Here is a 24,679-nt window from a genome sequence, read left to right on the forward strand (position 1 = left end):
GGACGGCGGAGTTAAAAAGCGGGAACGACTCAGAATGGCACAGCGCTGCACCGTTATAATGCAGCGCCGTGGTGATAGGTTTACCAGACTTCGCTGGCGATTTGCGTCACCAGGCGAACTTTGTCCCACTGCTGGGCTTCGTTGAGGCTGTTTCCTTCCTCGGTGGAGGCGAAACCACACTGCGGGCTAAGGCAGATCTGCTCTTTCGCCACGTACCGCGCGGCCTCTTCCAGACGCGCCTTCACGCCTTCCGGATTTTCCAGCTCACCGTTTTTGGTGGTGATCAGACCCAGCACCACCTGCTGCTTGCCCGGACGCACAAAGCGTAACGGTGCGAAATCGCCGCTGCGGTCGTTATCGTATTCCAGGAAGAAGGCATCCACATTCACGGTGCCGAACAGCACTTCCGCCACGGGCTCATAGCCGCCTTCGGAAATCCAGGTTGAACGGAAGTTGCCGCGACAGACGTGCAGACCGATGGTCAGATCTTCCGGTTTACCCTCGAGCGCTTTGTTCAGCACGCGGGCATAAATCTGCGCCAGCTCGTCCGCATCATCACCGCGTTCGCGGATCTGACGACGCTGGTCGTCCGAGCAAAGGTAGGCCCAGACGGTGTCATCCAGCTGAAGGTAGCGGCAGCCGGCGTTATAAAATGCGTGGATCGCATCACGCCAGGTGGTCGCCAGGTCGTCAAAATAGTCATTCAGATCGGGATAAACCGTGGCGTCGATATCTTTTCGGCCGCCGCGAAAATGCAGAACGCTCGGGCTTGGAATGGTCATTTTCGGCTCGGCGTTACCGCTGATGCTTTTCAGGTAGCGGAAATCTTCCAGCATTGGGTGGTCGCCAAAGCCCAGCTTGCCCGTTACGCGCACGCCGTGGGCCCTGGTCTGAACACCGTTAAACTGAATGCCCTGCTGAGAATCGTAGCGTTCCACGCCCTGCAGGCCGTCGAAGAAATCGAAATGCCACCAGGCGCGACGAAACTCACCGTCGGTCACCACGTGCAGCCCGCAGGCACACTGCTGCTCGACAACGTGACGGATAGCCTCATCCTCTACCGCACGAAGCTGCCCGGCATCAATTTCACCGCTGGCAAATTTCAGACGAGCCTGCTTGATGGCGTCAGGACGTAAAAAACTGCCTACTACATCGGCGCGGTACGGGGCGTGTTGTCGCTGCATGAAAATCTCCTCTTTCTGCCGGCGATAATTGCCAACAGTGATAATTCATCATTTGAAGTTTTAGACTTCTGGATGTCTAAATGTCCAAAAAAGATGTCATACCTGCCGCCTGACGACAAACGAGAAAATTTCACGTGTGTTGAAAAAAATTCATGTTCACGTCGCGGGAACGTAATCCGTGGAGGCAAATTCAAAACGCTCATCCTCCCAGCCTGCGATCCCCCCCAGCATGATCTTGACCGGTAACCCCAGGCGAGCCAGCTTCAGCGCTGCCCTATCCGCGCCGTTACAGTGCGGTCCGGCACAGTACACCACGAACAGCGTCCCTGCAGGCCACTGCGCCATCCGCTCTGGCGTTATCTGGCTCCAGGGTAAATGTACTGCACCCGGCACGTGTCGACGCGCGAACTGCTCTGCCTTGCCCACCACGTGCAGCAGCACGAAGTCCTGCTCCTGGTTGACCAGCGCGTGGTGGACGTCGGCACAGTCCGTCTCAACGCTCAGGCGGCGCAGAAAATGGGCAACGGCCTCCTGCGGCTCAGCTGCCGGAAATTCAGTAACATAGCTCATGATCCTTCCTCATCTTTGGCGTTTGTGTTAACACTACTCTATCCGTAAATTCAGCCAGTGAATGTCTCCGCTTATGCCAGAAAACCGCAAAAAGATGACAAACTTAAGACACGCCTCTGCGCCGAACGTGGTGGTTCTGGCCTATGACGGTTTGTGCACCTTTGAGTTTGGCGTGGCGGTCGAGATATTTGGCCTTCCTCGCCCGGAAATGGGTGAAGCCTGGTATCGGTTTGCCGTCGCGGCGGTTGATGGCGGCGAGCTGCGGGCCACAGGCGGGATCCGTATCCTGGCCGATGGCGATCTTAGCCTGCTCAACGCGGCGGATTTAATCATCGTCCCCGGATGGCGTGGAACTGACCAGGCCGTTCCGGCACCGCTTTGTGAGGCATTGCGGCAGGCCAGCATACGCGGCTGTCAGCTCCTTTCTATCTGCTCTGGCGTGTTTGTTCTGGCGGCAACGGGCCTGCTCGATGGTCGAAAAGCCACGACCCACTGGCGCTATATCGAGGCCCTGAAAACCCGCCACCCGGCGATTGATGTGGTCGAAGACGTCCTGTATCAGGACGAGGGCGATATTCTGACTTCCGCAGGCAGCGCTGCCGGAATCGATTTGTGTCTGCATGTGGTGCGCCGGGACTATGGCATGGAGGCGGCAAACCGCGTTGCGCGGCGTCTTGTGATCCCACCGCACCGGGACGGCTCCCAGACCCAGCAGCTTAGCCGGCCGGTAGCCCAGCTGCGCGAGAGCCAGCGGCTGGGCAAGCTGTTTGATTACCTGCACCAGCATCTTGCGGTCCCGCACACCGTCGACTCCCTGTCGCGTCGGGTTGGGATGAGTCAGCGCACGTTTCTGCGCCGCTTTCAGGACGCTACCGGCACCACGCCCTCGCGATGGCTGCTTAATGAACGCCTGATTCGTGCGAAAGATTATCTTGAAAATAGCCGGTTAAGCATCGACAGCATCGCCGAGCAGACGGGGTTTGGCCAGGCCGCCACCTTACGACATCATTTCCGCCAGCATTACGCCCTTTCTCCTGCCCGGTACCGTAAACAGTTCGCTCAGGCAGCCCGATAAACAGGCAAAAAAAAACCGCCAGAATCTGGCGGTAAATGCTTGCATGGATAGATTTGTATTTTCGTCTCTACGTCCCCGACATTGCATGCCGGGCAGCGGATCCGTTATAACCTATCATTGCGAAATTCAACGGGAGTTAAACAGACGCGTTAACTGGATTTGGTATTAATTTGCAGGTAGCGCATCAGCCCCTGCTCCGCACTCTGTTTCGCATCATCGTTGAGGGCTTCAAGATAGAATGAACGCGAGACGCCATAAGGCGCTTTTTCAGATGGATAAACGGCAAACTGGAACGTTTTCGCTCGAGCCTTGTTGACACAGCCTAATTCCCAACGCTCTTCATTCATGCGCGTGCTATTACAGGCGACGCTGCCGTAATCACTGGTTAAATATGAGCCCACCCGGGATTCTGCTGACTGGATATAGTCTGGTTTGTTATCCCAGTCATAGCTCATGCCCGCAACTGCACCAACGGCAACCACCATCAGAGCAATCGATAATACTTTTTTCATTGGATCAGACCTATTCCTTAGCCAGAAAGGTTCATTATATAGGATTAATCTATGTTTGGGCGTACTGATTTCATACCATAATTGGCAGGGCATGAAAATTCAGCATTTTCCTAATATGACCTCTAATTTAGGATTTTCTCATTTCTGCATGTTGCCGGGGAAAATTTTCAAATAATGGATATTCAGGATGTGAAGAGGAATATATCCACAGTTAGCAGGGGTTTGCCGCACGATAATTGACATTCTCTTTGCACTAATTTGAATAGTGGAATAATAACACGACGAAATTACCCGCAATATAGCCGTGATTACTCTTTCTGCGGTGAGAATATGTTGAGAAAAGGCCTATCGCTGATGATGCTGGTCTGCGCCCTCTTTTCGGGGCAGCTTATGGCCGGGCACAACGGGCATGAATATTTGTGGGTTAAGAATGTGGATCATCAGCTGCGGCATGAGGCCGACAGCGATGAAATTCGCAGCGCTGCCGAGGAGTCGGCAGAAGGTTTGCGCGACCACCATTACTGGCAAAAATCGCGCAAACCGGACAGTCATTTTCGCTAATTAGCTGCCTTTACGCTTCGGCAGGGTCTTCATCAGCTCATCCGGGCTCACGGAGGCCACAACACTGCCGGGCTGTGGCATCCTGAAGATGTGGTTTTTCATCTTGCCAATGACGTGCATTTCGCACGGACGACAGTCAAACTTAAGCGTCAACACTTCGTCGCCGTTCACCAGCTGCATGGGCGTCGCTTTCCAGCTTTTGATGTTCCCTTTCGCCTGTTTCGGACAGAGGTTAAACGCAAAGCGCAGGCAGTGCTTGGTGATCATCACCGGCACGTCGCCCTTCTCTTCATGCGCTTCATAGGCGGCATCAATCAGCTGCACGCCGTGCTGATGATAGAATTCACGCGCCTTATGGTTATAGACGTTCGCCAGGAAGGACAAATGCGTGTCAGGATAAACGGGCGCTGGCACCGCTTCGGGCTTGCGGCTGCCGCGCGGGTAGTTAGACAAACGAGCGTCATCAAGCAGGTCAGCGGTTTCACGCCGGAACTGGTTTAGCAGGCTGTTAGGTACGAAGAGCGCATCCGGCAGGTTGACCTCAATGTTACGTGCGTAATAAAGGGTCTGCCCCAGCTTGGCCACACCGTCTTTCAGGCTGTTAAGCGCTTTTTCGGCATTGTTGGCCACCTCAAATTGACCGTCGAGGGTATGCGTCACGCTGATGCCATCCTCACAGGTCATGGTCAGTATCAGCTGCTCTTCCCAGCCGCCCAGCTCAATGTCCACCGCAATACGGCGCTCGCTGGAGGTTTTTAAGAGCGCCTGCTGCCAGTTGTGATCCAGGTTGCGGTTCAGGGCGGCATTCGGGCGCGCTTTGTAGAGATCGGCAGGCATCTCGTTAGGCCAGACGCGGTAGCGGTTTTCACCGGTTTTCTCTACCGTGTTGGCACGGAAGCCCACCACCTCACGCTTGATCATCACGTTCAGGCCGTCACCGTTCGCCAGCGGTTCGGTCACTTCAACGTCAAGATGGTCTTTGGCGACCTTCAGCACTTCACCAACCTGCAGGCCGACAAACTTCGGTGAATCGAACGCGCCAATGTCGCCCTTGCGCGCGTTCACGAAATAGTCCGTGCTGCCGCGGTGGAAGGTTTTATCCGTAGAAGGAATAAAGAAATGCTCCGTCCGGCCGGCCGACGCGCGCGCCAGGTCACCGCGATCCTCGATAATGGAATCCAGCATCTGGCGGTAGTGCGCGGTGATGTTCTTCACGTAGCTCATGTCTTTATAACGCCCTTCAATCTTGAAGGAGCGTACGCCCGCGTCGATCAGCGCGCCCAGGTTTGCGGTCTGATCGTTATCCTTCATCGAAAGCAGGTGTTTTTCAAACGCCACCACGCGGCCCTGGTCGTCTTTCAGGGTATAGGGTAAGCGGCATGCCTGCGAGCAGTCGCCGCGGTTCGCGCTTCGCCCGGTTTGCGCGTGGGAAATATTGCACTGGCCGGAATAGGCAACGCACAGGGCGCCGTGAATAAAGAACTCAATGGTCGCGTCCGCCGCCTGATGAATATCGCGGATCTGATTCAGGTTCAGCTCACGCGCCAGAACGATCTGGGAGAAGCCCACGTCGGAGAGGAATTTTGCTTTTTCGACCGTACGGATATCGCACTGGGTGCTGGCGTGCAGCTCGATCGGTGGAATGTCCAGCGCCAGCACGCCCATGTCCTGGACGATAAGGGCATCGACCCCGGTCTGATAGAGATCGGTAATCAGGCGCTGCGCGGGCTCCAGCTCATCATCATGAAGAATGGTGTTCAGGGTCACGAACACTTTCGCACCAAAACGGTGGGCGAACGGCACCAGCTCGGCAATGTCGCTCAGGCTGTTGCTGGCGTTATGACGGGCACCGAAGCCCGGGCCGCCAATATAGACCGCATCCGCACCGTGAAGAATGGCTTCACGGGCAATGGCGGCGTCGCGGGCCGGGCTTAAAAGTTCAAGATGATGGGATTGCAGGCGCATACTTCGTCGTTATCCGTTATGGTCAAAATGGCGGCTATTGTAGTCAGAAGTATGCATCAGCGAAACAGTTTTGCGCGGCTTTAGCGGGGATAATGGATCAGGGAGTGAAAATGCACCGTTCGGGCGCTGCTGTTGCGGTAGGAGTGCGGTTTATCACCGGCAAAACGGACGCCGGAATCGGCATAAATTGTGCGCCACTCTCCGTCGATAAGCATCTCCAGCTCGCCGCCGATCACCACCACATGTTCAATCACCCCCGCCTCATGCGGCGTGGACTCGCTCATCGCGCCCGGGGCAAGCGTGATGGAAAAATGGTCGAACCTGAGCGTCTCATCCCATGGGAAAAGCGGTTTTACCACCATGGCCTGCTGCTGCGGGTCAAAAGCGGCCTGGGTGTCGGCTTCCGGCGTGATGAAGGCCGAAAACGGCACATTCAGCCCGGTGGCAATTTTCCACAAAGTCGACACCGTCGGGCTGGACTCGTTACGTTCGATTTGTCCCAGCATCGCTTTTGAGACGCCGGTCTCTTCTGCCAGCCTGGACAGGCTCCAGCCCCGCGCCTGGCGCTGCGCTTTCAGTGTCGTAGCAAGGTGTTGTGTAATTTCCATGGTTCCTCCCGTTGTGCCAGAGCATACCACTTGTACGCTATAGCGCACAGTGCTACCTTACTGCGGACGTTATAACGCACAACGGAGTTTTTATGCGCAGCTCATCCTCTCTCTTTCCCGCCGTTCTTGCCGGCTTCGTGGCCGTTCTGGTGGGGTACGCCAGTTCCGCCGCCATTATCTGGCAAGCCGCCGCCGCCGCGGGGGCCAGCACACAGCAGATCGCCGGCTGGATGACGGCGCTGGGCATAGGGATGGGCGTCAGCACGCTTGCGCTGTCGTGGTGGTATAAAGCGCCGGTGCTCACCGCCTGGTCAACGCCCGGCGCCGCGCTGCTTGCCACCAGCCTGCAGGGCGTGTCGCTCGCGGAAACCATCGGCGTGTTTATCTTTGCCAATGCGCTCATTCTGCTGTGCGGCGTCACCGGCGTGTTCGCGCGCCTGATGAAGCTCATTCCGCATTCCCTGGCCGCCGCCATGCTGGCGGGGGTGCTGCTGCGGTTTGGCCTGCAGGCGTTCAGCAACCTTGAGGGGCATATCCTGCTGTGCGGCAGCATGCTGGCGGCATGGGTAATTGCAAAAGCCTTCGCCCCCCGCTACGCCATCGTTGCCACGCTGCTGGTGGGCGGTATGGTCGCCTGGGCTGGAGGTGACATTGTCACAAACAGGATCGGGTTTTCCGTTGTTTTGCCGGAATTTATCGCCCCGACGTTTACCTTCACCACCCTGGTAAGCGTTGGTTTGCCCTTCTTCCTGGTGACCATGGCCTCTCAGAACGCCCCCGGCTTCGCCACCATGAAGGCATCGGGTTATCCGCTGGCGGTGTCTCCGCTGATTATCTTCACCGGCGGGCTGGCGCTGTTGCTATCTCCCTTCGGCGTCTATTCCATCTGCATCGCCGCCATCACTGCCGCTATCTGCCAGAGCCCCGACGCGCACCCGGATGTTTCTAAACGCTGGCTCGCCGCGGCGGCGGCCGGAGCGTTTTATCTGCTGGCGGGCGTGTTTGGCGGTTCCATCTCCGGGCTGATGGCCGCGCTGCCGCTCAGCTGGATCCAGACGCTTGCCGGGCTGGCGCTGCTGGGCACCATCAGCGGGAGTTTGTATCAGGCGCTGCATAGCGAAACGGAACGCGACGCGGCGATTGTCACCTTTCTGATGACCGCGAGCGGCGTAACGATTGGGGGCATTGGCTCCGCGTTTTGGGGGCTGGTGCTGGGCGGGGTCTGTTACGCGCTGTTTTCACGCCTTCGCCGCGCGTAGCTGCGACGGCGTCATCCCCATCACGCTGCGAAAACGGTTGCTGAAGTGGCTGGCTGAGTTAAACCCGCAGGCGAGCGCAATATCCGTCAACGGCGTTGCGGTATGTTGCACCATAACTTTGGCTCTCTCCATTCGACGCTGCATAACGTACTGATGCGGCGCCAGCCCCGTCGACTGACGGAACATTCTGGCGAAGTGGTATTCGCTGAGGGCGGCCTGGTCAGCCAGCTCCATCAGCGTCAGCGGCTGGGCAAGATGCTCTTCGATAAACGCCAGCACGTTTCGCAGTACGAATGGCGACAGCCCGCCGGTAACCACCGGCAGCTTCCACTGCACGCTGGCATAATGCTGCAGGAGGTGCGTCATCAGCAGCGTAGAGGCGGTGCTCAGCGTGAGCTGGTTAGCCTTTTGCTGCCAGTCGCAGCCGAGTAAAAACTGGCGATAGAGCGCGGTGATTTTCGGGTCGCTGCCAAAGATTTTTTCATCCAGCGTCAGGGACAGCGGGCGCTTATCCCAGATTTTCTCCCCGACGTCCCGCAGGTGTTCATCCGTGCAGTAGAGGTGCACAAAAGACAGGTCATCGCGAATATCCCAGGTGGATTCGCTCTCCTGAGGCATCAGGCAGAAGCGATCCGGGCCGCCGCCATTTTTCCAGCCTCCCGGCGTCTTCTGATAGCTCTCGTACCCGTCCGCAACGTACAGGCTCAGCGTATGGTGGTTGCTTTTAACCGTAATGGTATCGTGCTTGTTGTACCACGCCGCCAGCTGAATACCGGAATTCAGCGCCACGGTTTCCCGCAGCACTGCATTCTGCTGGCGCAGCGTTTCAAAGGTATCGTAAGCGCGAGACATAGCCATTTACACGTCATTAATCAGACGCTCAGTCTAAGAAGTGTTGCCCCCCGTTGCCAGATCTCACGACATAAAAAAGCGCAAGAATTTGCAAGTCAGGCGCAAGCGCATGAAAGCATGCGCAGTCGAAACGCCCCACACTGTTTATCCGCTGTGTGAGAAGAGAGAAAAAATGAACGCATTACTCTATGGTCTGGTGGTGGTTATCTGGGGCACGACGTGGATCGCCATTTTTCTGCAACAGGGGGCCGTTGCGGCGCCCGTCTCGATATTCTGGCGCTTTGCCCTGGCCAGCGCCGCAATGATGATTGTTCTGCTTGCGCTTCGCCGCTTGCGCAAGCTGTCGCTGCGCGATCATCTGTTTTGCATGGTTCAGGGATGCTGCGTGTTCTGCTTCAACTTCTGGTGTTTTTACACCGCCGCGGCGCACATAAATACCGGACTGGAGTCGGTGATTTTCTCCATGGCGGTGCTATACAACGCCATCAACAGCTTCATCTTCTTTGGACAGCGTCCACCCGCCCGCTTCTGGACGGCAGCCGCGCTTGGCCTCATCGGGATCGTCACCCTCTTCTGGGACGACCTGCTGGCGAGCGGCTGGAGCGTGTCGCTTCTGACGGGAATTGGCCTGTCTGCGCTGGGCACCTACGGGTTCTCGCTGGGGAACATGATAAGCCTTCGCCACCAGCGCAACGGGCTGGAAACAATGACCACCAACGCCTGGGCCATGCTTTACGGCACGCTGGTGATGGGCTGCATTGCGCTGTTCCGCGGCGATAGCTTTATGCCGGAATGGACGGTGAGCTACATTGGCGCGCTGCTCTATCTTGCCCTTTTTGGCTCGGTGATTGCGTTTGGCGTGTACTTCACGCTGGTAGGCCGAATTGGCGCCGGCAAAGCGGCCTACAGCACCCTGCTGTTCCCGCTGGTCGCCTTGTCTATCTCAACGGTTTATGAAGGCTACGTGTGGCATATGAATGGGATCGTCGGGCTACTGCTGATACTGGGTGGGAATATGGTAATGTTTACGAAACCGGAAACCTGGTTCAGACGGTTACGGACGGCATAAAAAAGACGGCCTGCAGATGCAGGCCGTTACTGCGTTACTGCGCGGTCTTTTTCACATCAAACATGGTGGCGTCCGTCGCCATATCGTCAACAACCTGCTTCAGGGTCGCAAAGGTCATTGGTGCATTTTCGTTATTCAGCTCTTTCCCTTCGCCTTTACGAACCACCTTCATCACGGTCTTGTTGGTCGCGGCATCAATCAGCTCACCTTCGAAGAAGAGATGCGTATCCATGGTGCGGTGACCGGTTGCCATCTGCGTACCTGCAACGACCAGGGCCACTGGGACCACTTCATAGAACTGCAGGCCCTCTTTCTGCGAACTCACCCCTGTGATAGCACCGCGGAAGATCAGGCTGTGTTTTCCAGGCGTGGTCACAATAGGTTTACGGGTACCAATCGCCGTTTTCATTTTGGTATTGGTGTAGTTCAACAGCTCATCGAGGGTTTTTTGCCCAATCTGAGTAGTTGGTTTTGGCGTTGGATAATAGGTAATCGGCGTCCAGATAATGCTGTCGTAATTCGCTTCGTTATACGAAGGATCAACCCAGCGCAGCGTCGGTTTACCCGTCGCAGAAGTCGTTTGCTGCAAGCCAGAGTAATCTTTTAAAAAGCCTGAAAATTGTTCGGGAGCCGCAACTTTTGATGCACAGCCAGCCAACGCCAACAGACCAGAAAGCACTGCAACTTTAAAAAAAGTGTGAGTACGCATGATGGTATTCCATGTTATCTGCAAGTATGCAATTGAAGTTATAGCAAAAGACAGGGGGATGTGTTGTGGCAAAAAATGATGCGGAGAGCACAAATTGCGAAAAGACTGCCCGAGCGCGCGTCGGGCAGTGAAAAATTACTGTTTTATATCCACCTGCCAGAACAGATGTTTGCCAAACGGATCTATTTCGTAGCCCGTCACTTCTTTACGCACCGGTTCGAAAATGGTCGAGTGGGCTATCATCACCGCGGGCATTTGATCGTGCATCATCTGCTGCGCCTCTTTGTATAACGCCACGCGCTTGTCGCGATCGGTTATCGATTTCGCCTCTGCGATAATTTTATCGAATGGCTTATAGCACCATTTCGCCGAGTTCGACCCGCCGTTGGCGGAAGTACAGGTAAACAGCGGACCAAAGAAGTTGTCCGGATCGCCCGTGGCCGTCGTCCAGCCCATCAGCGCCGCCTGATGTTCGCCGCCCTTCACGCGCTTGAGGTACTCGCCCCATTCGTAGGTCACAATGCTGGTCTTAACGCCTACTTTCGCCCAGTCGGCCTGGATCATTTCCGCCATTCGTTTGGCGTTCGGGTTATACGGCCTCTGGACGGGCATAGCCCACAGCTCGATGCTCACCCCGTTGCCAAACCCCGCCTCTTTCAGCAGCGCTTTCGCCTTTTCGGGATCGTAGTCGTAATCCTTCAGTTCGCTATCCGCGCTCCAGACGCCCGGCGGCAACAGATTTTTCGCGGCGGTACCCGTTCCGTGAAACACCGCGTCAATAATGGCCGGTTTATTAATGGCTATCGCCAGAGCCTGACGCACTTTCACATTGTCCAGCGGCGGTTTTTGAGTATTGAACGCAAGGAAACCGGTATTCAGCCCCGCCTTGCTCATCAGGTTGATGTCTTTATTTGCCTTCATGCGCGGCAGATCGGCCGGGTTCGGGAACGGCATGACCTGACACTCATTTTTTTCGACCTTGGCAAAACGCACGGAGGCATCCGGCGTAATGGTAAACACCAGACGATCCAGCTTCGATTTACCCTGCCAGTATTCCGGGAAGGCGGTGAACAGGATGCGAGAGTCTTTTTGATATTGCGCCAGCTTAAAGGGCCCGGTGCCAATCGGATCCATATCGACTTTCTCCGGCGTGCCGGCTTTGAGCATGGCATCGGCATATTCCGCCGAAAGAATCGATGCAAAATACCAGGCCAGATCGGCAACGAACGGGGCTTCAGGATGCGCCAGGGTAAAGCGCACGGTGTGGTCATCGACCTTGTCAATCGCCGTTATCAGGCTGCCAAACTCCAGGCTCTCAAAGTTGGAATAGCTGCCGTTGGAGACGTTATGGTACGGATGATTCACATCCTTCTGACGCATAAACGAGAAAATCACGTCGTCCGCGTTAAAGTCTCGCGTGGGGCTGAAGGCTTTGTTGCTCTGGAATTTTACGCCCTTGCGCAGGTGGAAGGTGTACACCTTGCCATCCTCGCTGACGTCCCAGCTTTCGGCAAGGCTCGGCACCAGTTCCGTGGTGCCGGGTTTAAAATCGACAAGGCGGTTATACACCGGCACCGCGCTGGCATCCACGCTCGTGCCGGACGTGTAAAGCTGAGGATTGAAGTTTTCCGGGGATCCCTCGGAGCAATACACCAGCGTTTTGGCCGCAACGGTGGAACTGACCGTCAGTGCAGCAAGCGCCAGCGCTAAAGTTGTAAGTGTGCTTTTCATCATTTATTCCTGTCTTTTTAATTCGACGGCTAATTAATTCTTTTGCCATTTCATAAATAACATTAAAGTGACGATGCAAACACCTGAAAAATAAATAAAGAGAGAAACACTATGAGCTCGCTGCTTTCCAGACAATTAACCCACCGCTTTTTCCGCTACCTCTCCATCACCAGCCAGAGCGACCCTAAAGTGAAAACGCTGCCCTCCACGCCGGGCCAGCACGACATGGCGCGAGAGCTGGCGCAGGAGCTGGCGCAGCTGGGCTTAGACGACATCGTAATTGATGAATTTGCCACGGTAACGGCGGTGAAAAAAGGCAATGTTGCCGGCGCGCCGCGAATTGGTTTTATTACCCATATCGATACCGTGGACGTCGGGTTATCACCGGATATTCATCCACAAATATTAACGTTCAGAGGTGAAGACCTCTGTCTGAATAAAGAGAAAGACGTCTGGCTGCGCGTTAAAGAGCACCCGGAAATTCTTGCCTACCCGGGTGAAGAGATTATTTTCAGCGACGGAACCAGCGTATTAGGCGCAGATAATAAATCTGCGGTTACCGTTGTGATGACCGTACTGGAAAACCTGACGGCGGAACATCAGCATGGCGACATTGTGGTTGCGTTCGTGCCTGACGAAGAAATTGGGCTTAACGGCGCAAAAGCGCTGGATCTCGCGCGCTTTGACGTTGACTTTGCCTGGACCATCGACTGCTGCGAGCTGGGTGAGATTGTTTATGAAAACTTCAACGCCGCCGCCGCGGAGATCCGCTTTACGGGCGTGACGGCGCACCCAATGTCGGCGAAAGGCGTGCTGGTGAACCCTTTACTGATGGCGACTGACTTCATCAGCCGCTTCGACCGCCAGCAAACGCCGGAATGCACCGAAGGGCGTGAAGGCTATATCTGGTTTAACGGGATCCAGGCCGGACAAAACGAGGCGGTACTGAAGGCCAACATCCGTGATTTTGATAAAGATAATTTCGCCGCGCGCAAGCAGCAGATTGCCGACGCGGTAGCCCAGATTGCGGCCCAGCATCCGACGGCCAGCGTGGAGTACCGCATTGAGGACACCTACAGCAATATCAGCAATGCGATAGGCGACGACCGTCGGGCCATCGATCTGATGTTTGAAGCGATGGAATCACTCGGAATCGTCCCAAAACCGACCCCAATGCGCGGCGGTACCGACGGCGCAGCCTTGTCTGCCAAAGGGCTACTCACCCCGAACTTCTTCACCGGCGCGCATAACTTCCACTCGAAGTTTGAGTTTTTACCGCTGTCGTCGTTCGAGGCCTCTTACAAAACCGCCCTGCAAATCTGCCTGCTTGCGGCGCGCTAAAGCTGCTTACGCGCCAGCATCGTCGCAAAACGTAGCTTGATGCGGTTACCGTTCGCGTCGGTGCGGTGCAGCTCACCGACCTCTTCATTGTACTTGAGCAACGTCCAGCCTTCGTAGTAGTTGCTCAGTTCACCGCTTTTGAACGCAAACGGGAAGCCGACGGTGCACGGGTAATCCGGGGTATCCATCGCCGCAACGATCAGATTGTAGCCGCCCGGCTTCGTGCAGCGCTGCATATTGGCGATAAGGCCAGGGATGGTCTTCGCCTCCAGGAACATCATGACCACGGTGGAAAGGATAAAGTCATACTCACCGTCAAAGCTCAGGCTGTTCAGATCTTTAATCGCCGTCTGCAGGTTGCCGATCCCTTCTTCCGCCTTGATGCGCTCGATGTTGTCGATGCTCATCGGGTTTTTATCCCACGCCGTTACGTCAAAACCGTTGGCGGCCAGGTAGAGGCTGTTACGGCCATTGCCGCACCCGAGATCGAGCGTTTTGCCCGGCTTAACGATTTCCGCACTGTACAGCACCTCTGAGTGCGTGCGGGTCAGGCCATATTTCTCGGTGAAGTAGCTCTCATCAACAGTCATTTTTTTTCCTCAGATTGCATAAGCAGTGCCTTATCAGTGCGCACCAGAAGTTTGCCCTGAATCAGCAAGATAAACGTTCGCACCAGCAGCATCGCGATGATGAAACTGGTGAATATAAACAGGGGAATGGCAAGAGCATGAAAGAAGCCCGACGGGCTGCTCTGCCCCAGGTGTAAGCCCGTGGTCGCCAGCGCCGAGACGCCGAACGAGAAGCTCCAGAACGAGGCGTTGAACGGCTGCGACAAATACCACGGCATCAGGCGCAGCATAAACAGGAGCTGCAGCAGGCCGTAACCGAAGAGCATTTTAGCAAAGGTATCCGCCTCGCCACCGTTGACGCTAAGCCAGGCGCTGCAGGCCACCAGCGCAGGGGCGAGCTGGATCCCGAGCGACGTTCTCAGTGCAGAAGGTAACTCCCCGGCGCTGCGCAGGCGCTGTAGGATGACCGGCTCAAGGCTGAGCCAGGAGAAGACCCCGGCCCCTAAAAACACCAGCCCCGCATCGTTGAACCCCAGCGCGCCGCAGGCCATGGCGCTGATAAAGTTATTCGCAACGGTCGGGAGATAGAGCCCCGGCGTGGTGGCTTCCTGTGGATGATTACCCCGCCACAGCCCGGCGCTTTGCCACGCAGAGTAGCCGAGCTGAATCACCACACCGATACCAAACAGCACCAGCGAAACCGGGCGGCACCACGGCACAAAGCCGATAGACACCAGCATCGTTGTGGCCGGAAAAAGACTGACAAAGCTGCTCATGACCGGATGACGCATCTCGGCGATTACGCTATGCGGAAAGCGAACGGCGCGGGTGATAAAGGCCACCGTGAGCAGAAACCAGATCCCGACGGCAAGCGCCACAAGGCCCTCGCCGGGCCAGCGGGAAACGGGCCACAGGGTGCTGGCGTAACGCCACGCAAACCCCATGCCAATGGTGCCCAGCACCATGCCGAAGTAGCCTGCGGGCAAGTTAAGAACCTGTTGACGCTTGTTACTTTTATGCATTTATTTTAATTTTTAAAATGTATTTTAAATGCCATTTTAAGGCGTTTCCGCTGCGGATGCCAGCACTTCGAAATTCCCAAACTTTGCTACGTTTAGTTAAGGCGCTACTCAGGGATAACACGATGAAAAAGTACCGACTCGGTGATGAAATGCGGCTCTGGCACTGGCAAACCGGAGAAACGAAATCCACCGCTACGCTACGGCAGATTATCGCCACGGCGGATTTTAACGACGTCACCAGCGGGACAAAAGGCGGCTGGGTAGAGGATGAGAGCACCCTCGCACAGGACGGCCACTGCTGGATCTACGACGAAAACAGCGTGGCGTTTGCCGGTGCCAGGATCTCCGGCAATGCGCGCCTCACCCAGCCCTGCGTGATAAGCCATGACGCCCGGGTTAGCGGCAGCTGCTGGCTTGACGCCGCTGAGGTGAGCCACGGCGCCGAAATATGTGACAACGTCACGATTCAACAGTCCGCGATCCGCGGCGAGTGCCGCATCTCAGGCAATGCCCGCGTGCTTCACCGCAGCCAGGTCATTGCCGCCAAAGGGCTGACGCCCGATCGCGAGCTGACGCTGAAAATTTATGGTAACGCAACGGTCTGTCAGTCCCGCGTGGTTCACCAGGCGCAAATCTACGGCAACGCCATGGTCAGCTACGCGTTTATTGAGCATCGCGCTGAGGTGTTCGATAACGCCATCCTTGACGGTAACGAAACGAATAACGTCTGGGTCTGCGACTGCGCAAAGGTCTACGGCAACGCGCGCTTGATTGCGGGCCAGGAGGAAGACGCCATCCCCACCCTGCGCTACAGCTCTCAGGTGGCGGAAAACGCCGTTGTTGAAGGTAACTGCGTGATTAAACACCACGTGCTGATTGGCGGCGAGGCGTGGCTGCGCGGCGGGCCAATTCTGGTTGACGACCGGGTGGTGATCCAGGGCCGCGTGCGCATCAGCGGCGATGTGCTGATCGAGCATCGAATTGAAATAACTGACGATGCCGTCATCGAAGCCTTTGCCGGAGAGAGCATTCACATAAGAGGAGAAAAGGTGATTAACGGCAGCCAGCGCATTACCCGAACGCCCCTGCTGGGCGCGCTATAGCGGGAAGAGTCTGGCGTAGGTATTGACGTCGTCAAAGCGGCCATTCAGGTATTCAGCTTCGCGCAGACACCCTTCCAGCTGGAAGCCGTTTCTCTGCGCCACCTGATTGCTGCTGAGGTTATCCACGCGGCACTTGATCACAAAACGACGAACCTCACCGCGCTCGGCGTAGTAGCGCATAAAGGCCTGCAGCGCCTGTGACAGAATGCCCTGCCCCTGACGGCTTTCATCCAGCCAGTAGCCGATATAGCCCGTTTTGTTCGCGGGCTCAATGGCATTGAAGGAGAGCACGCCGGCTAACGCCGCATCGTAAAAAATCAGGAACATTTTGGCGTAGCCACGCTGGTGGAGCATCTGGTTGCTCTGCACGTTACGCCGCGTGTCTTCTTCGCTACCCGCGTGCTGCGCCCAGTCAAAGGCGGTTTGCAGAAAGATTTTATTTTTAATGACGAGGTTGTGCAGTTCGCCGGTGTAGCGCTCTTCGACGGCGCGCAGTTCGATGTGCTGAGTAACGGGGATGATTTCTGACGACATGGTGCCTCTCAATTGCCGGGTGGCGGCTTCGCCTTACCCGGCCTGCTCTGGACGCATTTGCAGGCCGGCTAAGCGTTAGCGCCACCCGGCACAATCCCACAAGGACTAACGCATTACCCGGTCGTCAACGTAATTACGCTTGTCCGGCGCCGGCGGGAAATACTGATACAGCCAGGTTTCACTGATGGCATCACCCTGACAGCGCAGGAACAGGCGCATATCCACCGGTTCCGTTGAATCAGACGTAGGATACCAGTCGAACAGGATGCGATACCCGTCAAACGGCTCAACGTAGAGGATCTCAACCTGCTTCGCTTCCCCGCTTGAGAGGGTGATCACCGGTTCAATCCCTTTCGGTGCAGCCGCTTTCAAATCGCCGCCGACGAAGTCGATAGCGAAGCGACGCGCCCACACTTTCGGATAGTTTTCACCCGGCGCCCAGCCTTCCGGGAACCCGCCCATGCCGGTACGGGTGGCGAAGACGTTGGCCAGCGGTGAACGCACCGGCGGCTGCGCGCTCCAGTAAAGGCGGTATTTGAAATCGAGCTCATCGCCCGCCTCCACCGTCTTCTCTGGCTGCCAGAAGCAGACTACGTTATCGAGCGTTTCCCCCGTTGTCGGGATCTCCATCAGCCCGACGGAGCCTTTACCCCAGTTATTGCGCGGCTCAACCCACAGGCTCGGGCGCTTATTATACCAGCCCATGATGTCCTGATAGTGGGAGAAATCGCGATCGAGCTGCAGCAGACCAAAGCCTTTCGGGTTCTTGTCCACAAAGGCGTTGAACTGCAGCTTCTGCGGGTTATTCAGCGGACGGCAAATCCACTCGCCGTTACCGCGCCACATGGCAAGGCGGTCAGAGTCATGAATTTGCGGATGAATGGTGTCGCACATGCGGCGCTCGTTGTTGCCGCAGCTGAACATGCTGGTCATCGGCGCGATGCCCAGCTGCTTAATGTCTTTACGCGCGTAGAGGTGATTTTCAACATCCATGATCACCTGGCTCTTTTCGCAGTGGATCACGAACTTATAGGCACCGGTGATGCTTGGGCTGTCGAGCAGCGTGTAAACTGTAAAGGTGGTGTCGCCGGGCTTAACGGTCTCGAACCAGAACGCGGTGAAGTCCGGGAACTCTTCCGGCGTATCCGTAAAGGTATCCACCGCCAGGCCACGGGCGGAGAGCCCGTACTGGTAAGTATCATCGACCGCGCGGAAGTAGCTCGCCCCCAGGAACGAAACAATATCGCGACGCGCCAGTTCAGGCGCCTTAAAGGCGCGGAAGCCGGCGAAACCGAGATCGCTTTGCCCTTCCAGCTGTTTCGTATCCACACCCGTGTCGCCGTAGCTGAACAGCTCGGGGCGGAAGTGGATTTCACGCGCGAGAGACGTTGCCTGATCCAGTGAGAACATCCGCACGCGGCGACGGAAACCCATTCCCATATGGAAGAACTGCACGTCCAGCTGACGGCCTTCAACGTTATTCCACAGCGACTGCTTCTCATCGTACCGAATGGCGTTATAGGCCTGCGGCGTCATGGTCGCCAGCGTTTCCGGCAGCGGACGCGGCGCACCGCCCCAGGGGGTTTTCGCCATGTCATGGGCCATGGACTGCAGCACGGAGAAGTCAAAACGACGGCTCTGGCCGTCGGCAATGTCAGAGTCTGCAGCGTAAGCCGCTTTGGAGAACAGTGAAGCAAGGCCAGAAGTGCCGCTCAGGGCAGCCATGGCCAGCGAGCCTTTTAGAAAACGTCTGCGATTCATGCCTGAGAAAACGTCCTTATGGTCGTGTGAATGAGTTTCGCACTCGGCGAAACGACGGCAGGAAAGAACGCACAGCCTAAACAAAAATGGTTAAGAATCCAATTGTTGGCCGGTGAATATATGCACAAAGTGAGAAATATTTTCTGTCGACCGGAACGGCCTGAAAGTGGTGTAAAAAACAGTAAAAGCGCGTGTATAAAAATGCCCCGTCATGACATCAGCTGACGGGGCTAAACGAGGCGGTTATTTTACGCTGACATCGATACCCGGAAAGTACTTATCAGCGAGTTTTGCGATCGTGCCATCGGCACGGACTTTATCTATTGCGGCGTTAAGCTGCTTTTGGGTGGCCTCATCCCCTTTGCGCAGCCCGAAGCCGATACCGCTGCCGAGGATCGTGTCGTCAGACACCGGTTTGCCGATAAAGCCAAACCCTTTACCCTGCGGCTTGCTCAGGAAACCCGCCTGCCCGGCCGCGGACATGACCAGCGAGGCGTCGATACGGCCATTCAGCAAATCTCCCCACGCCATATTCTGATCTTTATAAGACACCACGGTGACACCGTGTTTTTCCCAGTGCTCTTTGGCATAGGTTTCCTGAATGGAGCCCTGCAGCACGCCAATGGTTTTTCCCTTCAGCCCTTCAGGCCTCGTATCGACCGCCGTGCCGGCTTTGCCCACTAGCTGCGACGGAATGCGGTAAATCGGCTGCGTAAAATCAATGCTTTTTCGGCGCTGCTCGGTGATGTTCATCGCCGAATTAATGGCATCGAATTTCTTCGCGACCAGGCCCGGGATCAGGGCATCAAACGACGTTTCGACCCAGCTGCACTTCAGCGCTGCCGCTTTACAGATAGCATTGCCCAGCTCAACGTCGAACCCTTCCAGCTCGCCAGACGCGTTACGGCTTTCAAACGGCGGATATTCCGCTTCGAGGCCGTAGCGTAGCTCGGTGGCGGCGAAGGAAGAAAACGTACACAGCAATCCCATGCCGACAATCAACGCGCGTAATTTCATCTCATACTCCTCAGAACCTGGTGGGATAGGCTCAGCGTGGTTTGACCCGACACAGGGCCTGGGCACCTGCCCGTAACGTTGCCTCATCTTTCGCAAAAGAGAGACGAATCAATTTATTATCCGTGCCGTCAGCGTAAAACGCCGAAAGCGGGATGGTGGCAACACCGCACTCAACGATCAGTCGTTTCACCATCTCGCTGTCGCTTTCGTCGCTGAAATGGCTGTAATCCGCCAGCAGGAAGAACGAGCCCGCGCTGGGCAACAGCTTAAACGGTGATTCCGCCAGCAAACTTTGCAGCAGATCGCGCTTGCGCTGATAAAACGGCGCCAGCGAGAGCCAGGTCTGCGGGTCGGTCATGTGTTCGGCAAAGGCATGCTGCATAGGGGTATCGGCAGAAAACATCAAAAATTGATGGACCTTGCAAATCTCATCCATCAGCGGCGCGGGCGCAACGCAGTAGCCCACGCGCCAGCCGGTCACGTGATAAGTTTTTCCGAAAGAAGAGATGATGACGCTTCGCTCCGCCAGCTGCGGGTGCGTGGCCATGCCGTGGTGCGGCTCGCCGTCGAAAACCACGTGCTCATACACTTCGTCAGACAAAATAATGATATCGGTATTGCGGGTCAGCGCCGCAAGCTGCTGCAGATCGCTCGCAGAGAAGACCTGTCCGCTCGGGTTATGCGGCGTATTAACAATTATCATGCGCGTTTTGGGGGTAATTGCCGCACGCACTTCATCCCAGTTTACGGCAAAATCCGGCACCGTTAGCTTTATGGCAACAGGCGTTGCCCCCTGCAGGCGCACAATCGGCGCGTAGCTGTCAAACGACGGCTCGAAGTAGATAACCTCATCCCCGGGATGCACCAGCCCGCTAATGGCGGAATAGAGCCCTTCGCTGGCGCTCGCCGTGATAAGAACTTCATCGTCGGGGTCATACTGCGTGCCATAGAGCGCGGCAATTTTCTCCGCAATGCGCGCCTTCAGGGGCTGCAGGCCGGTCATCGCCGCATACTGATTATGACCCGCCTCCATCGCGCGGGTCACCCCGGCGACAAGTTTGGGATCGCAGGAAAAATTCGGCGCGCCCTGAGAAAGGTTAATGGCGTTATGCTGGGCAGAAAGCTGGCCGATAACGGTAAAGATGGTGGTGCCCACGTCAGGTAATTTCGAACGGGTTTGCACCGGGGTTTTCAAAGTCATCGTCTATCCCTTCTCATGGTCATTGCATAACTATTCAAACAATAACTCCGTTGCCGGGACAATCGAATTGTTGTCATAATAGCCATGAGAAAAACGCATAGCTGAGGTGGTTTATGTCGCGCCGTTCATTCCCGCTCAATTCCGTTGACGCCTTTTTGGTTACCGCGCGTCATCTCAACCTCACGCATGCTGCCGGGGAGCTGTGCCTGACCCAGGGTGCGGTGAGCCGCAAAATTGCCTCGCTGGAAGCGTGGTTTGGTTTTCCCCTGTTTGAGCGCCACGCGCGCGGACTGCGCCTCTCGCCTCAGGGCAGCGCCCTGCTTCCCGAGCTGCAGTCCGCTTTCGAACAGCTGCTGACGGTTGCCGACCGGGCCAGGACGCATCAAACCGTCATTCGCCTGAAGGCCCCTACCTGCGCCATGCGCTGGCTTGTCCCGCGTCTGCTGCAGGTAGAGCGGGAGCAGCCCGACCTGCAAATTGCGCTAACCACAACGACCGACCACAACGTCAATTTTAAAACCGAGTCTTACGACGCCGCCATCGTGTTTGGCACCCATATGAGCGCGGGGGATTTGCTGTTCGAGGAGGCCCTCACGCCGGTCATCAGCCCTGTGCGGGCGGGCGCCGAGCTGGCGTCGCTGACCTTCCTCCACCCCACGCGAGACAAAACGGACTGGTCGCTGTGGTTAACTCAACGGGCGCTTCCGGCACAAGCTATGCTCAAAAATCAACACTTCGATACGATGGATCTGGCAATAACGGCCGCTATACAGGGGCTGGGCGTGGCCATCGCCGATGAGACGCTGGTGGAGGAAGATATCCGCGCCGGTCGTCTGGCGCGGCCTTATGAAACAAGCATTAAGACCGGTGCGAGCTACCGTCTGGTGTTGCGCGAATCACCCGGGGCTGAGAACGGGCTCGCGGTGTTTCGCGCGTGTCTGCTCAGTCGAGGCTAACGTGGTGCTTCATCACCCGCTTAAAGAGGCTCATGCGGGCGCGCATAAAGCGGTTTTCAAGCCTGAAACCTGCATGTTTATTCACTCCGATACGTAGCAGCACGTCGCGGCCTTTACGACAGGCGGGCCAGCGTACGGGGCCGGGCAAGCTGTCGCGCGCTCCGGCCTCCCGCGCGAAGCTTGCCCAGTAATCGGCCACCTGAGCCGAAAACTGCAGGTCGCGTTCGTTCACGTAGCGGCGCGACGGCTCAACCTGCCCAAGCGTATCAAAGACGTAGGGTACCTCGTTTCCGTGCCAGGCCCCGTTGATGTACGTGGCGTGCTCCGCCTCTGCGACATAATCAAACCAGTAGCGCCAGCACGGCGCGCCGACTCGCTGCTGCGCCTGCATCACCACATATCCCATCGTCGTAAAAGCCATATCGCGGCACACCTGCCTGCCCAGCTCTTCATCGCCCTTCACGCCGGGATAAAGCAGCTTAATCAGCCCGAGGCCAAAGCGCCGCTCGCGCCGAAGTTTTTGGATCTGCCCGGCAAGATCCACGCCAAATACGCCCATCACGCTGGCTTCATCGCTGTTTGAACCGATCATCACCGGCACGGGGTGCTGACGGGCGGCAAAGAACACATCGAGCATCGCTTCCGGCAGAACGCAGTCTCCCACGACGGGCGCAGGCGCGATATTCAGCGGCGCCGCGAGCGGCCAGAAGGCGTCAGCCGGGATGGCCCGAAGCTGGTCTGCAGTGGCATTCTCTAAGCCAAAATGACGCGATAACGCTTCCCCTTTTTCCAGCGCCTGCGCTCGCGGCGTGTCCGGCAACGTATAGCCGCTCTGGATAATCGCCTTGTGAAATAGCCCGCCGGCCAGAGGAGAAGCAAGCAGCGAGAGGACGCTGCGCGCGCCCGCGGACTCGCCAAACAGCGTGATGCTGTCGGGATCGCCCCCAAATGCGGCGATGTTGTCGCGCACCCAGTTAAGGGCCGCGATTTGGTCAAGCAGTGCAAAATTATGCACGACCCGATCCTCTTCCCCTTCCAGAGCCGGGTGGGCAAAAAAGCCGAGGTGGCCAAGGCGGTAGTTGATCGTGACAACAACCACATCACGCTTTGCCAGCGCCCTGCCGTTATAGGGCGGAAGCCCGCCCGCGCCGAGGGTGAACCCCCCGCCGTGAAGCCAGACCATTACCGGTAGCGGCGTCGCGCGAGACGCGGGAGACCAGACGTTCAGATAAAGACAATCCTCAGAAAACTGGCCGGGATCGCCCCCGCCCAGCTCCTGACAGTATTCGCTGCTTTGCCAGCTGGAGGGGGAAAACGCCGTCGCCTGGCGCACGCCTTCCCAGCGTTCCGGGGGACGAGGCGAACGCCAGCGCCACGCGCCAACCGGCGGTGACGCATAGGGGATGCCGCACCAGACATGAACGTTGTCGTCGGTAAAACCAATAAGTGCGCCCTGGCGCGTTTCAACCACTGGGGCGGAGGGATTTTGCATATCAACCTTCTTTTTCCATCACACCCCTGCAGGGTAACGATTTTAGAGCAAACCGCAACGCTGTTTACTGCGCACTTCCGCCTGATGATAGAGGGTAAACTCGTCAAACACCGGGCAACCGAGCGCCGCTTCGAAGGCCTCACGGCTGGCATTGCCCTGGCTTCGCGCCTGAGTTTCGTTTCCGAGGTTGGACTGGAAAATACCCGCCGCGCTGACGGGCAGGAAATCTTCATAGGTGATGGGCTGTGCGACGACCCAGCCGCGCTCGATCAGCGGCTGTGGGTCATCACCCGGACGGAAAGCGTGGCGATGCGCTTCGCCCGCTGGCGTCAGGCGATAGCGGAAGTAGGCCAGTTCCTGTCGACGAAGGAACATCTCGCTGTCCGGGAAGGTGCTAAATACCTCGCGCAGATGCAGCTGGTGCGTAAGGTTATCTTTTCCCGTTCCCGCTTGCCCTAACAGGCTGTCGTAAAGCTCGCGCCCTTTCGGCGTTAGCGCCACCCCACGCTGTTCAATCTCACCGAAGCGAGCGGTATGGGTGCCCTTGTGTTCACCGGAGAAAAATACCGGCTCCTCCAGCGCCTTAAAGCTGGTCTGCCGCAGCAGGATCGGCACCTCACGGCGCGGCGGCCCTTCAATCAGCACTTTGGGTTCAATACCGTATTTCGGCATCAGCTCCTGCACCCTGTCGATGTCCAGCGTGCGCGGAGTGAGGTGGTTAATATGGCAGCCGGGGAAGCAGACCACATCGGCAATCAGGCGGTGCTCGTTGCTCAGCGCCAGGTAGGTCTCACGATCGACCGTGGCATGGCGGTGCCAGCGGAACGTCTCCAGCGCTTCCTTCACAAACTCGCGCGCCTGCGCCTCGGTGAAGTGCCCGGCTGACTCGTGCAGATCGATAAGTTCAAGACAGCGCGGAGTGAAGATGTTGCGATGCGAGAGGATCTCAGCAGCACGAGCACGCAGAGCGGTATTTTCGATCAGCTCCAGGCGCAGCAGCGAGGTAAAAATGCGAAACGGATTGCGGCACAGCGCGGCGTCCTCAACCGGTCGAAATGCCGTGGAATGCACGGGCACCGCCGCCTGGGAGAGATCGTAATAGCTGACGGGGAACATCCCCATGATGGCGAACATCCGGCGGAGCGTAGAGAGTTCCTTCGCCGTACCGACGCGGATCGCACCGTGGCGCTCAACGTTCAGGCGCGCCAGTTCATCCGCATTCGCGAGCTGTTCGTGCAAGAGCGGATTATTTTCCAGCACCGCCAGGTTTACGTCCGCCACCAGTTCCAGCAGGGTGCCGTACTGTGGAACTTCCTGCTGGTACATCGCCGACATAGCCTGCGAAAAGTGTTCCCGAATATCATCAGCCGTGATGGTGTTCGCCATGATGTCATGCCTCCAGTGAATAATACCTGGAGTGTAGAGAAGCCCGTTCCTTCCGGCGGGAAGAATTTACGAATTGTGATCCAGGCAGATGAGTGGTCAAACCCTGCGCGACGCCGAAAACTGGTTGTAACTCAAATAGATTAGATGTTAAAAATATTTTGCTATCAGGTTATCAAAATTAAACAACTTAACTTGTCACCCG

General features: G+C 56.8%; 23 protein-coding genes. 7 read left to right on the top strand and 16 right to left on the bottom strand.

The window, feature by feature from the left end; genetic code table 11:
* Positions 1-80 precede the first annotated feature (80 nt).
* Together D5067_RS11880 and D5067_RS11885 are read right to left on the bottom strand one after the other, a co-directional pair.
* Complete coding sequence (locus tag D5067_RS11880; RefSeq protein WP_119936706.1) at positions 81-1,184, bottom strand: cobalamin-independent methionine synthase II family protein; 1,104 nt, start codon at positions 1,182-1,184, stop codon at positions 81-83.
* 156 nt (positions 1,185-1,340) lie between these two features.
* A complete protein-coding gene (locus D5067_RS11885; RefSeq protein ID WP_119936707.1) occupies positions 1,341-1,754 on the bottom strand; it encodes a rhodanese-like domain-containing protein in 414 nt (137 codons plus the stop codon).
* Positions 1,755-1,827: 73 nt separating this feature from the next.
* Here D5067_RS11885 and ftrA point away from each other — a divergent pair, with 73 nt between their 5' ends.
* The gene (gene ftrA / locus D5067_RS11890) at positions 1,828-2,829 is read left to right on the top strand and encodes a transcriptional regulator FtrA (RefSeq protein ID WP_119936749.1); all 1,002 of its coding nucleotides are present in this window, start codon (positions 1,828-1,830) and stop codon (positions 2,827-2,829) included.
* 149 nt (positions 2,830-2,978) lie between these two features.
* Here the strand turns inward: ftrA and D5067_RS11895 are convergent, their stop codons facing one another.
* Positions 2,979-3,341 (bottom strand): hypothetical protein, encoded by a 363-nt coding sequence (locus tag D5067_RS11895; protein WP_119936708.1) that lies wholly within the window; start codon positions 3,339-3,341, stop codon positions 2,979-2,981.
* Positions 3,342-3,671: 330 nt separating this feature from the next.
* On the opposite strand from D5067_RS11895, the gene D5067_RS11900 reads away from it, so the two are divergent.
* Positions 3,672-3,902 (top strand): DUF2554 family protein, encoded by a 231-nt coding sequence (locus D5067_RS11900; protein WP_119936709.1) that lies wholly within the window; start codon positions 3,672-3,674, stop codon positions 3,900-3,902.
* On the opposite strand, the gene D5067_RS11905 is transcribed toward D5067_RS11900, so the two are convergent.
* Positions 3,903-5,867, bottom strand: a complete 1,965-nt coding sequence (locus D5067_RS11905) for a peptidase U32 family protein (protein WP_119936710.1) — start codon at positions 5,865-5,867, stop codon at positions 3,903-3,905. It lies immediately after the preceding gene.
* A gap of 80 nt (positions 5,868-5,947) precedes the next feature.
* Positions 5,948-6,475: a helix-turn-helix domain-containing protein gene (locus D5067_RS11910; RefSeq protein WP_119936711.1), complete on the bottom strand. Its 528-nt coding sequence runs from the start codon at positions 6,473-6,475 to the stop codon at positions 5,948-5,950.
* 92 nt (positions 6,476-6,567) lie between these two features.
* Between D5067_RS11910 and D5067_RS11915 the strand changes: the two genes are divergently transcribed.
* On the top strand, positions 6,568-7,734 hold the full coding sequence (locus D5067_RS11915; RefSeq protein ID WP_119936712.1) for a benzoate/H(+) symporter BenE family transporter: 1,167 nt from the start codon (positions 6,568-6,570) through the stop codon (positions 7,732-7,734).
* On the opposite strand, the gene D5067_RS11920 is transcribed toward D5067_RS11915, so the two are convergent.
* Positions 7,714-8,586 (bottom strand): helix-turn-helix domain-containing protein, encoded by an 873-nt coding sequence (locus tag D5067_RS11920; RefSeq protein WP_119936750.1) that lies wholly within the window; start codon positions 8,584-8,586, stop codon positions 7,714-7,716. The two genes, D5067_RS11915 and D5067_RS11920, sit on opposite strands and share 21 nt — an antisense overlap.
* Before the next feature lie 172 nt (positions 8,587-8,758).
* Here D5067_RS11920 and D5067_RS11925 point away from each other — a divergent pair, with 172 nt between their 5' ends.
* Positions 8,759-9,655, top strand: a complete 897-nt coding sequence (locus D5067_RS11925; protein ID WP_119936751.1) for a DMT family transporter — start codon at positions 8,759-8,761, stop codon at positions 9,653-9,655.
* A gap of 34 nt (positions 9,656-9,689) precedes the next feature.
* Here the strand turns inward: D5067_RS11925 and D5067_RS11930 are convergent, their stop codons facing one another.
* On the bottom strand, positions 9,690-10,364 hold the full coding sequence (locus D5067_RS11930; protein WP_119936713.1) for a DUF3313 domain-containing protein: 675 nt from the start codon (positions 10,362-10,364) through the stop codon (positions 9,690-9,692).
* 135 nt (positions 10,365-10,499) lie between these two features.
* The gene (locus tag D5067_RS11935; protein WP_119936714.1) at positions 10,500-12,095 is read right to left on the bottom strand and encodes an ABC transporter substrate-binding protein; all 1,596 of its coding nucleotides are present in this window, start codon (positions 12,093-12,095) and stop codon (positions 10,500-10,502) included.
* Between the two features lie 111 nt (positions 12,096-12,206).
* On the opposite strand from D5067_RS11935, the gene pepT reads away from it, so the two are divergent.
* Positions 12,207-13,436, top strand: a complete 1,230-nt coding sequence (pepT, locus tag D5067_RS11940; protein ID WP_119936715.1) for a peptidase T — start codon at positions 12,207-12,209, stop codon at positions 13,434-13,436.
* On the opposite strand, the gene tehB is transcribed toward pepT, so the two are convergent.
* Both tehB and tehA read right to left on the bottom strand, forming a co-directional pair.
* Positions 13,433-14,026: a tellurite resistance methyltransferase TehB gene (gene tehB / locus D5067_RS11945; protein ID WP_119936716.1), complete on the bottom strand. Its 594-nt coding sequence runs from the start codon at positions 14,024-14,026 to the stop codon at positions 13,433-13,435. The two genes, pepT and tehB, sit on opposite strands and share 4 nt — an antisense overlap.
* The gene (gene tehA, locus D5067_RS11950; protein WP_119936717.1) at positions 14,023-15,027 is read right to left on the bottom strand and encodes a dicarboxylate transporter/tellurite-resistance protein TehA; all 1,005 of its coding nucleotides are present in this window, start codon (positions 15,025-15,027) and stop codon (positions 14,023-14,025) included. The genes tehB and tehA overlap by 4 nt, the downstream gene beginning before the upstream one ends.
* 122 nt (positions 15,028-15,149) lie before the next feature.
* Here tehA and ydcK point away from each other — a divergent pair, with 122 nt between their 5' ends.
* Complete coding sequence (gene ydcK / locus D5067_RS11955; RefSeq protein ID WP_119936718.1) at positions 15,150-16,130, top strand: YdcK family protein; 981 nt, start codon at positions 15,150-15,152, stop codon at positions 16,128-16,130.
* Here ydcK and rimL read toward each other — a convergent pair.
* The 4 genes from rimL to D5067_RS11975 all read right to left on the bottom strand — a co-directional run bounded on the left by rimL (position 16,125) and on the right by D5067_RS11975 (position 20,643).
* On the bottom strand, positions 16,125-16,664 hold the full coding sequence (gene rimL / locus D5067_RS11960; protein ID WP_119936719.1) for a 50S ribosomal protein L7/L12-serine acetyltransferase: 540 nt from the start codon (positions 16,662-16,664) through the stop codon (positions 16,125-16,127). The genes ydcK and rimL overlap by 6 nt on opposite strands.
* A 105-nt stretch (positions 16,665-16,769) precedes the next feature.
* Positions 16,770-18,425 (bottom strand): glucan biosynthesis protein D, encoded by a 1,656-nt coding sequence (locus D5067_RS11965; RefSeq protein WP_119936720.1) that lies wholly within the window; start codon positions 18,423-18,425, stop codon positions 16,770-16,772.
* 243 nt (positions 18,426-18,668) lie between these two features.
* Positions 18,669-19,442, bottom strand: a complete 774-nt coding sequence (locus D5067_RS11970; protein WP_119936721.1) for a transporter substrate-binding domain-containing protein — start codon at positions 19,440-19,442, stop codon at positions 18,669-18,671.
* Positions 19,443-19,473: 31 nt separating this feature from the next.
* The gene (locus D5067_RS11975; protein ID WP_119936722.1) at positions 19,474-20,643 is read right to left on the bottom strand and encodes a pyridoxal phosphate-dependent aminotransferase; all 1,170 of its coding nucleotides are present in this window, start codon (positions 20,641-20,643) and stop codon (positions 19,474-19,476) included.
* A 113-nt stretch (positions 20,644-20,756) separates the two neighbouring features.
* Here D5067_RS11975 and D5067_RS11980 point away from each other — a divergent pair, with 113 nt between their 5' ends.
* A complete protein-coding gene (locus tag D5067_RS11980; protein ID WP_119936723.1) occupies positions 20,757-21,599 on the top strand; it encodes a LysR family transcriptional regulator in 843 nt (280 codons plus the stop codon).
* Here the strand turns inward: D5067_RS11980 and D5067_RS11985 are convergent.
* Positions 21,586-23,091: a carboxylesterase/lipase family protein gene (locus D5067_RS11985; protein ID WP_119936724.1), complete on the bottom strand. Its 1,506-nt coding sequence runs from the start codon at positions 23,089-23,091 to the stop codon at positions 21,586-21,588. The genes D5067_RS11980 and D5067_RS11985 overlap by 14 nt on opposite strands.
* Before the next feature lie 42 nt (positions 23,092-23,133).
* Positions 23,134-24,477 (bottom strand): 2-oxoadipate dioxygenase/decarboxylase HglS, encoded by a 1,344-nt coding sequence (gene hglS, locus D5067_RS11990; protein WP_119936725.1) that lies wholly within the window; start codon positions 24,475-24,477, stop codon positions 23,134-23,136.
* Positions 24,478-24,679 lie beyond the last annotated feature (202 nt).

The sequence above is a fragment of the Enterobacter huaxiensis genome (assembly GCF_003594935.2).
Taxonomy (GTDB): Bacteria; Pseudomonadota; Gammaproteobacteria; order Enterobacterales; family Enterobacteriaceae; genus Enterobacter; species Enterobacter huaxiensis.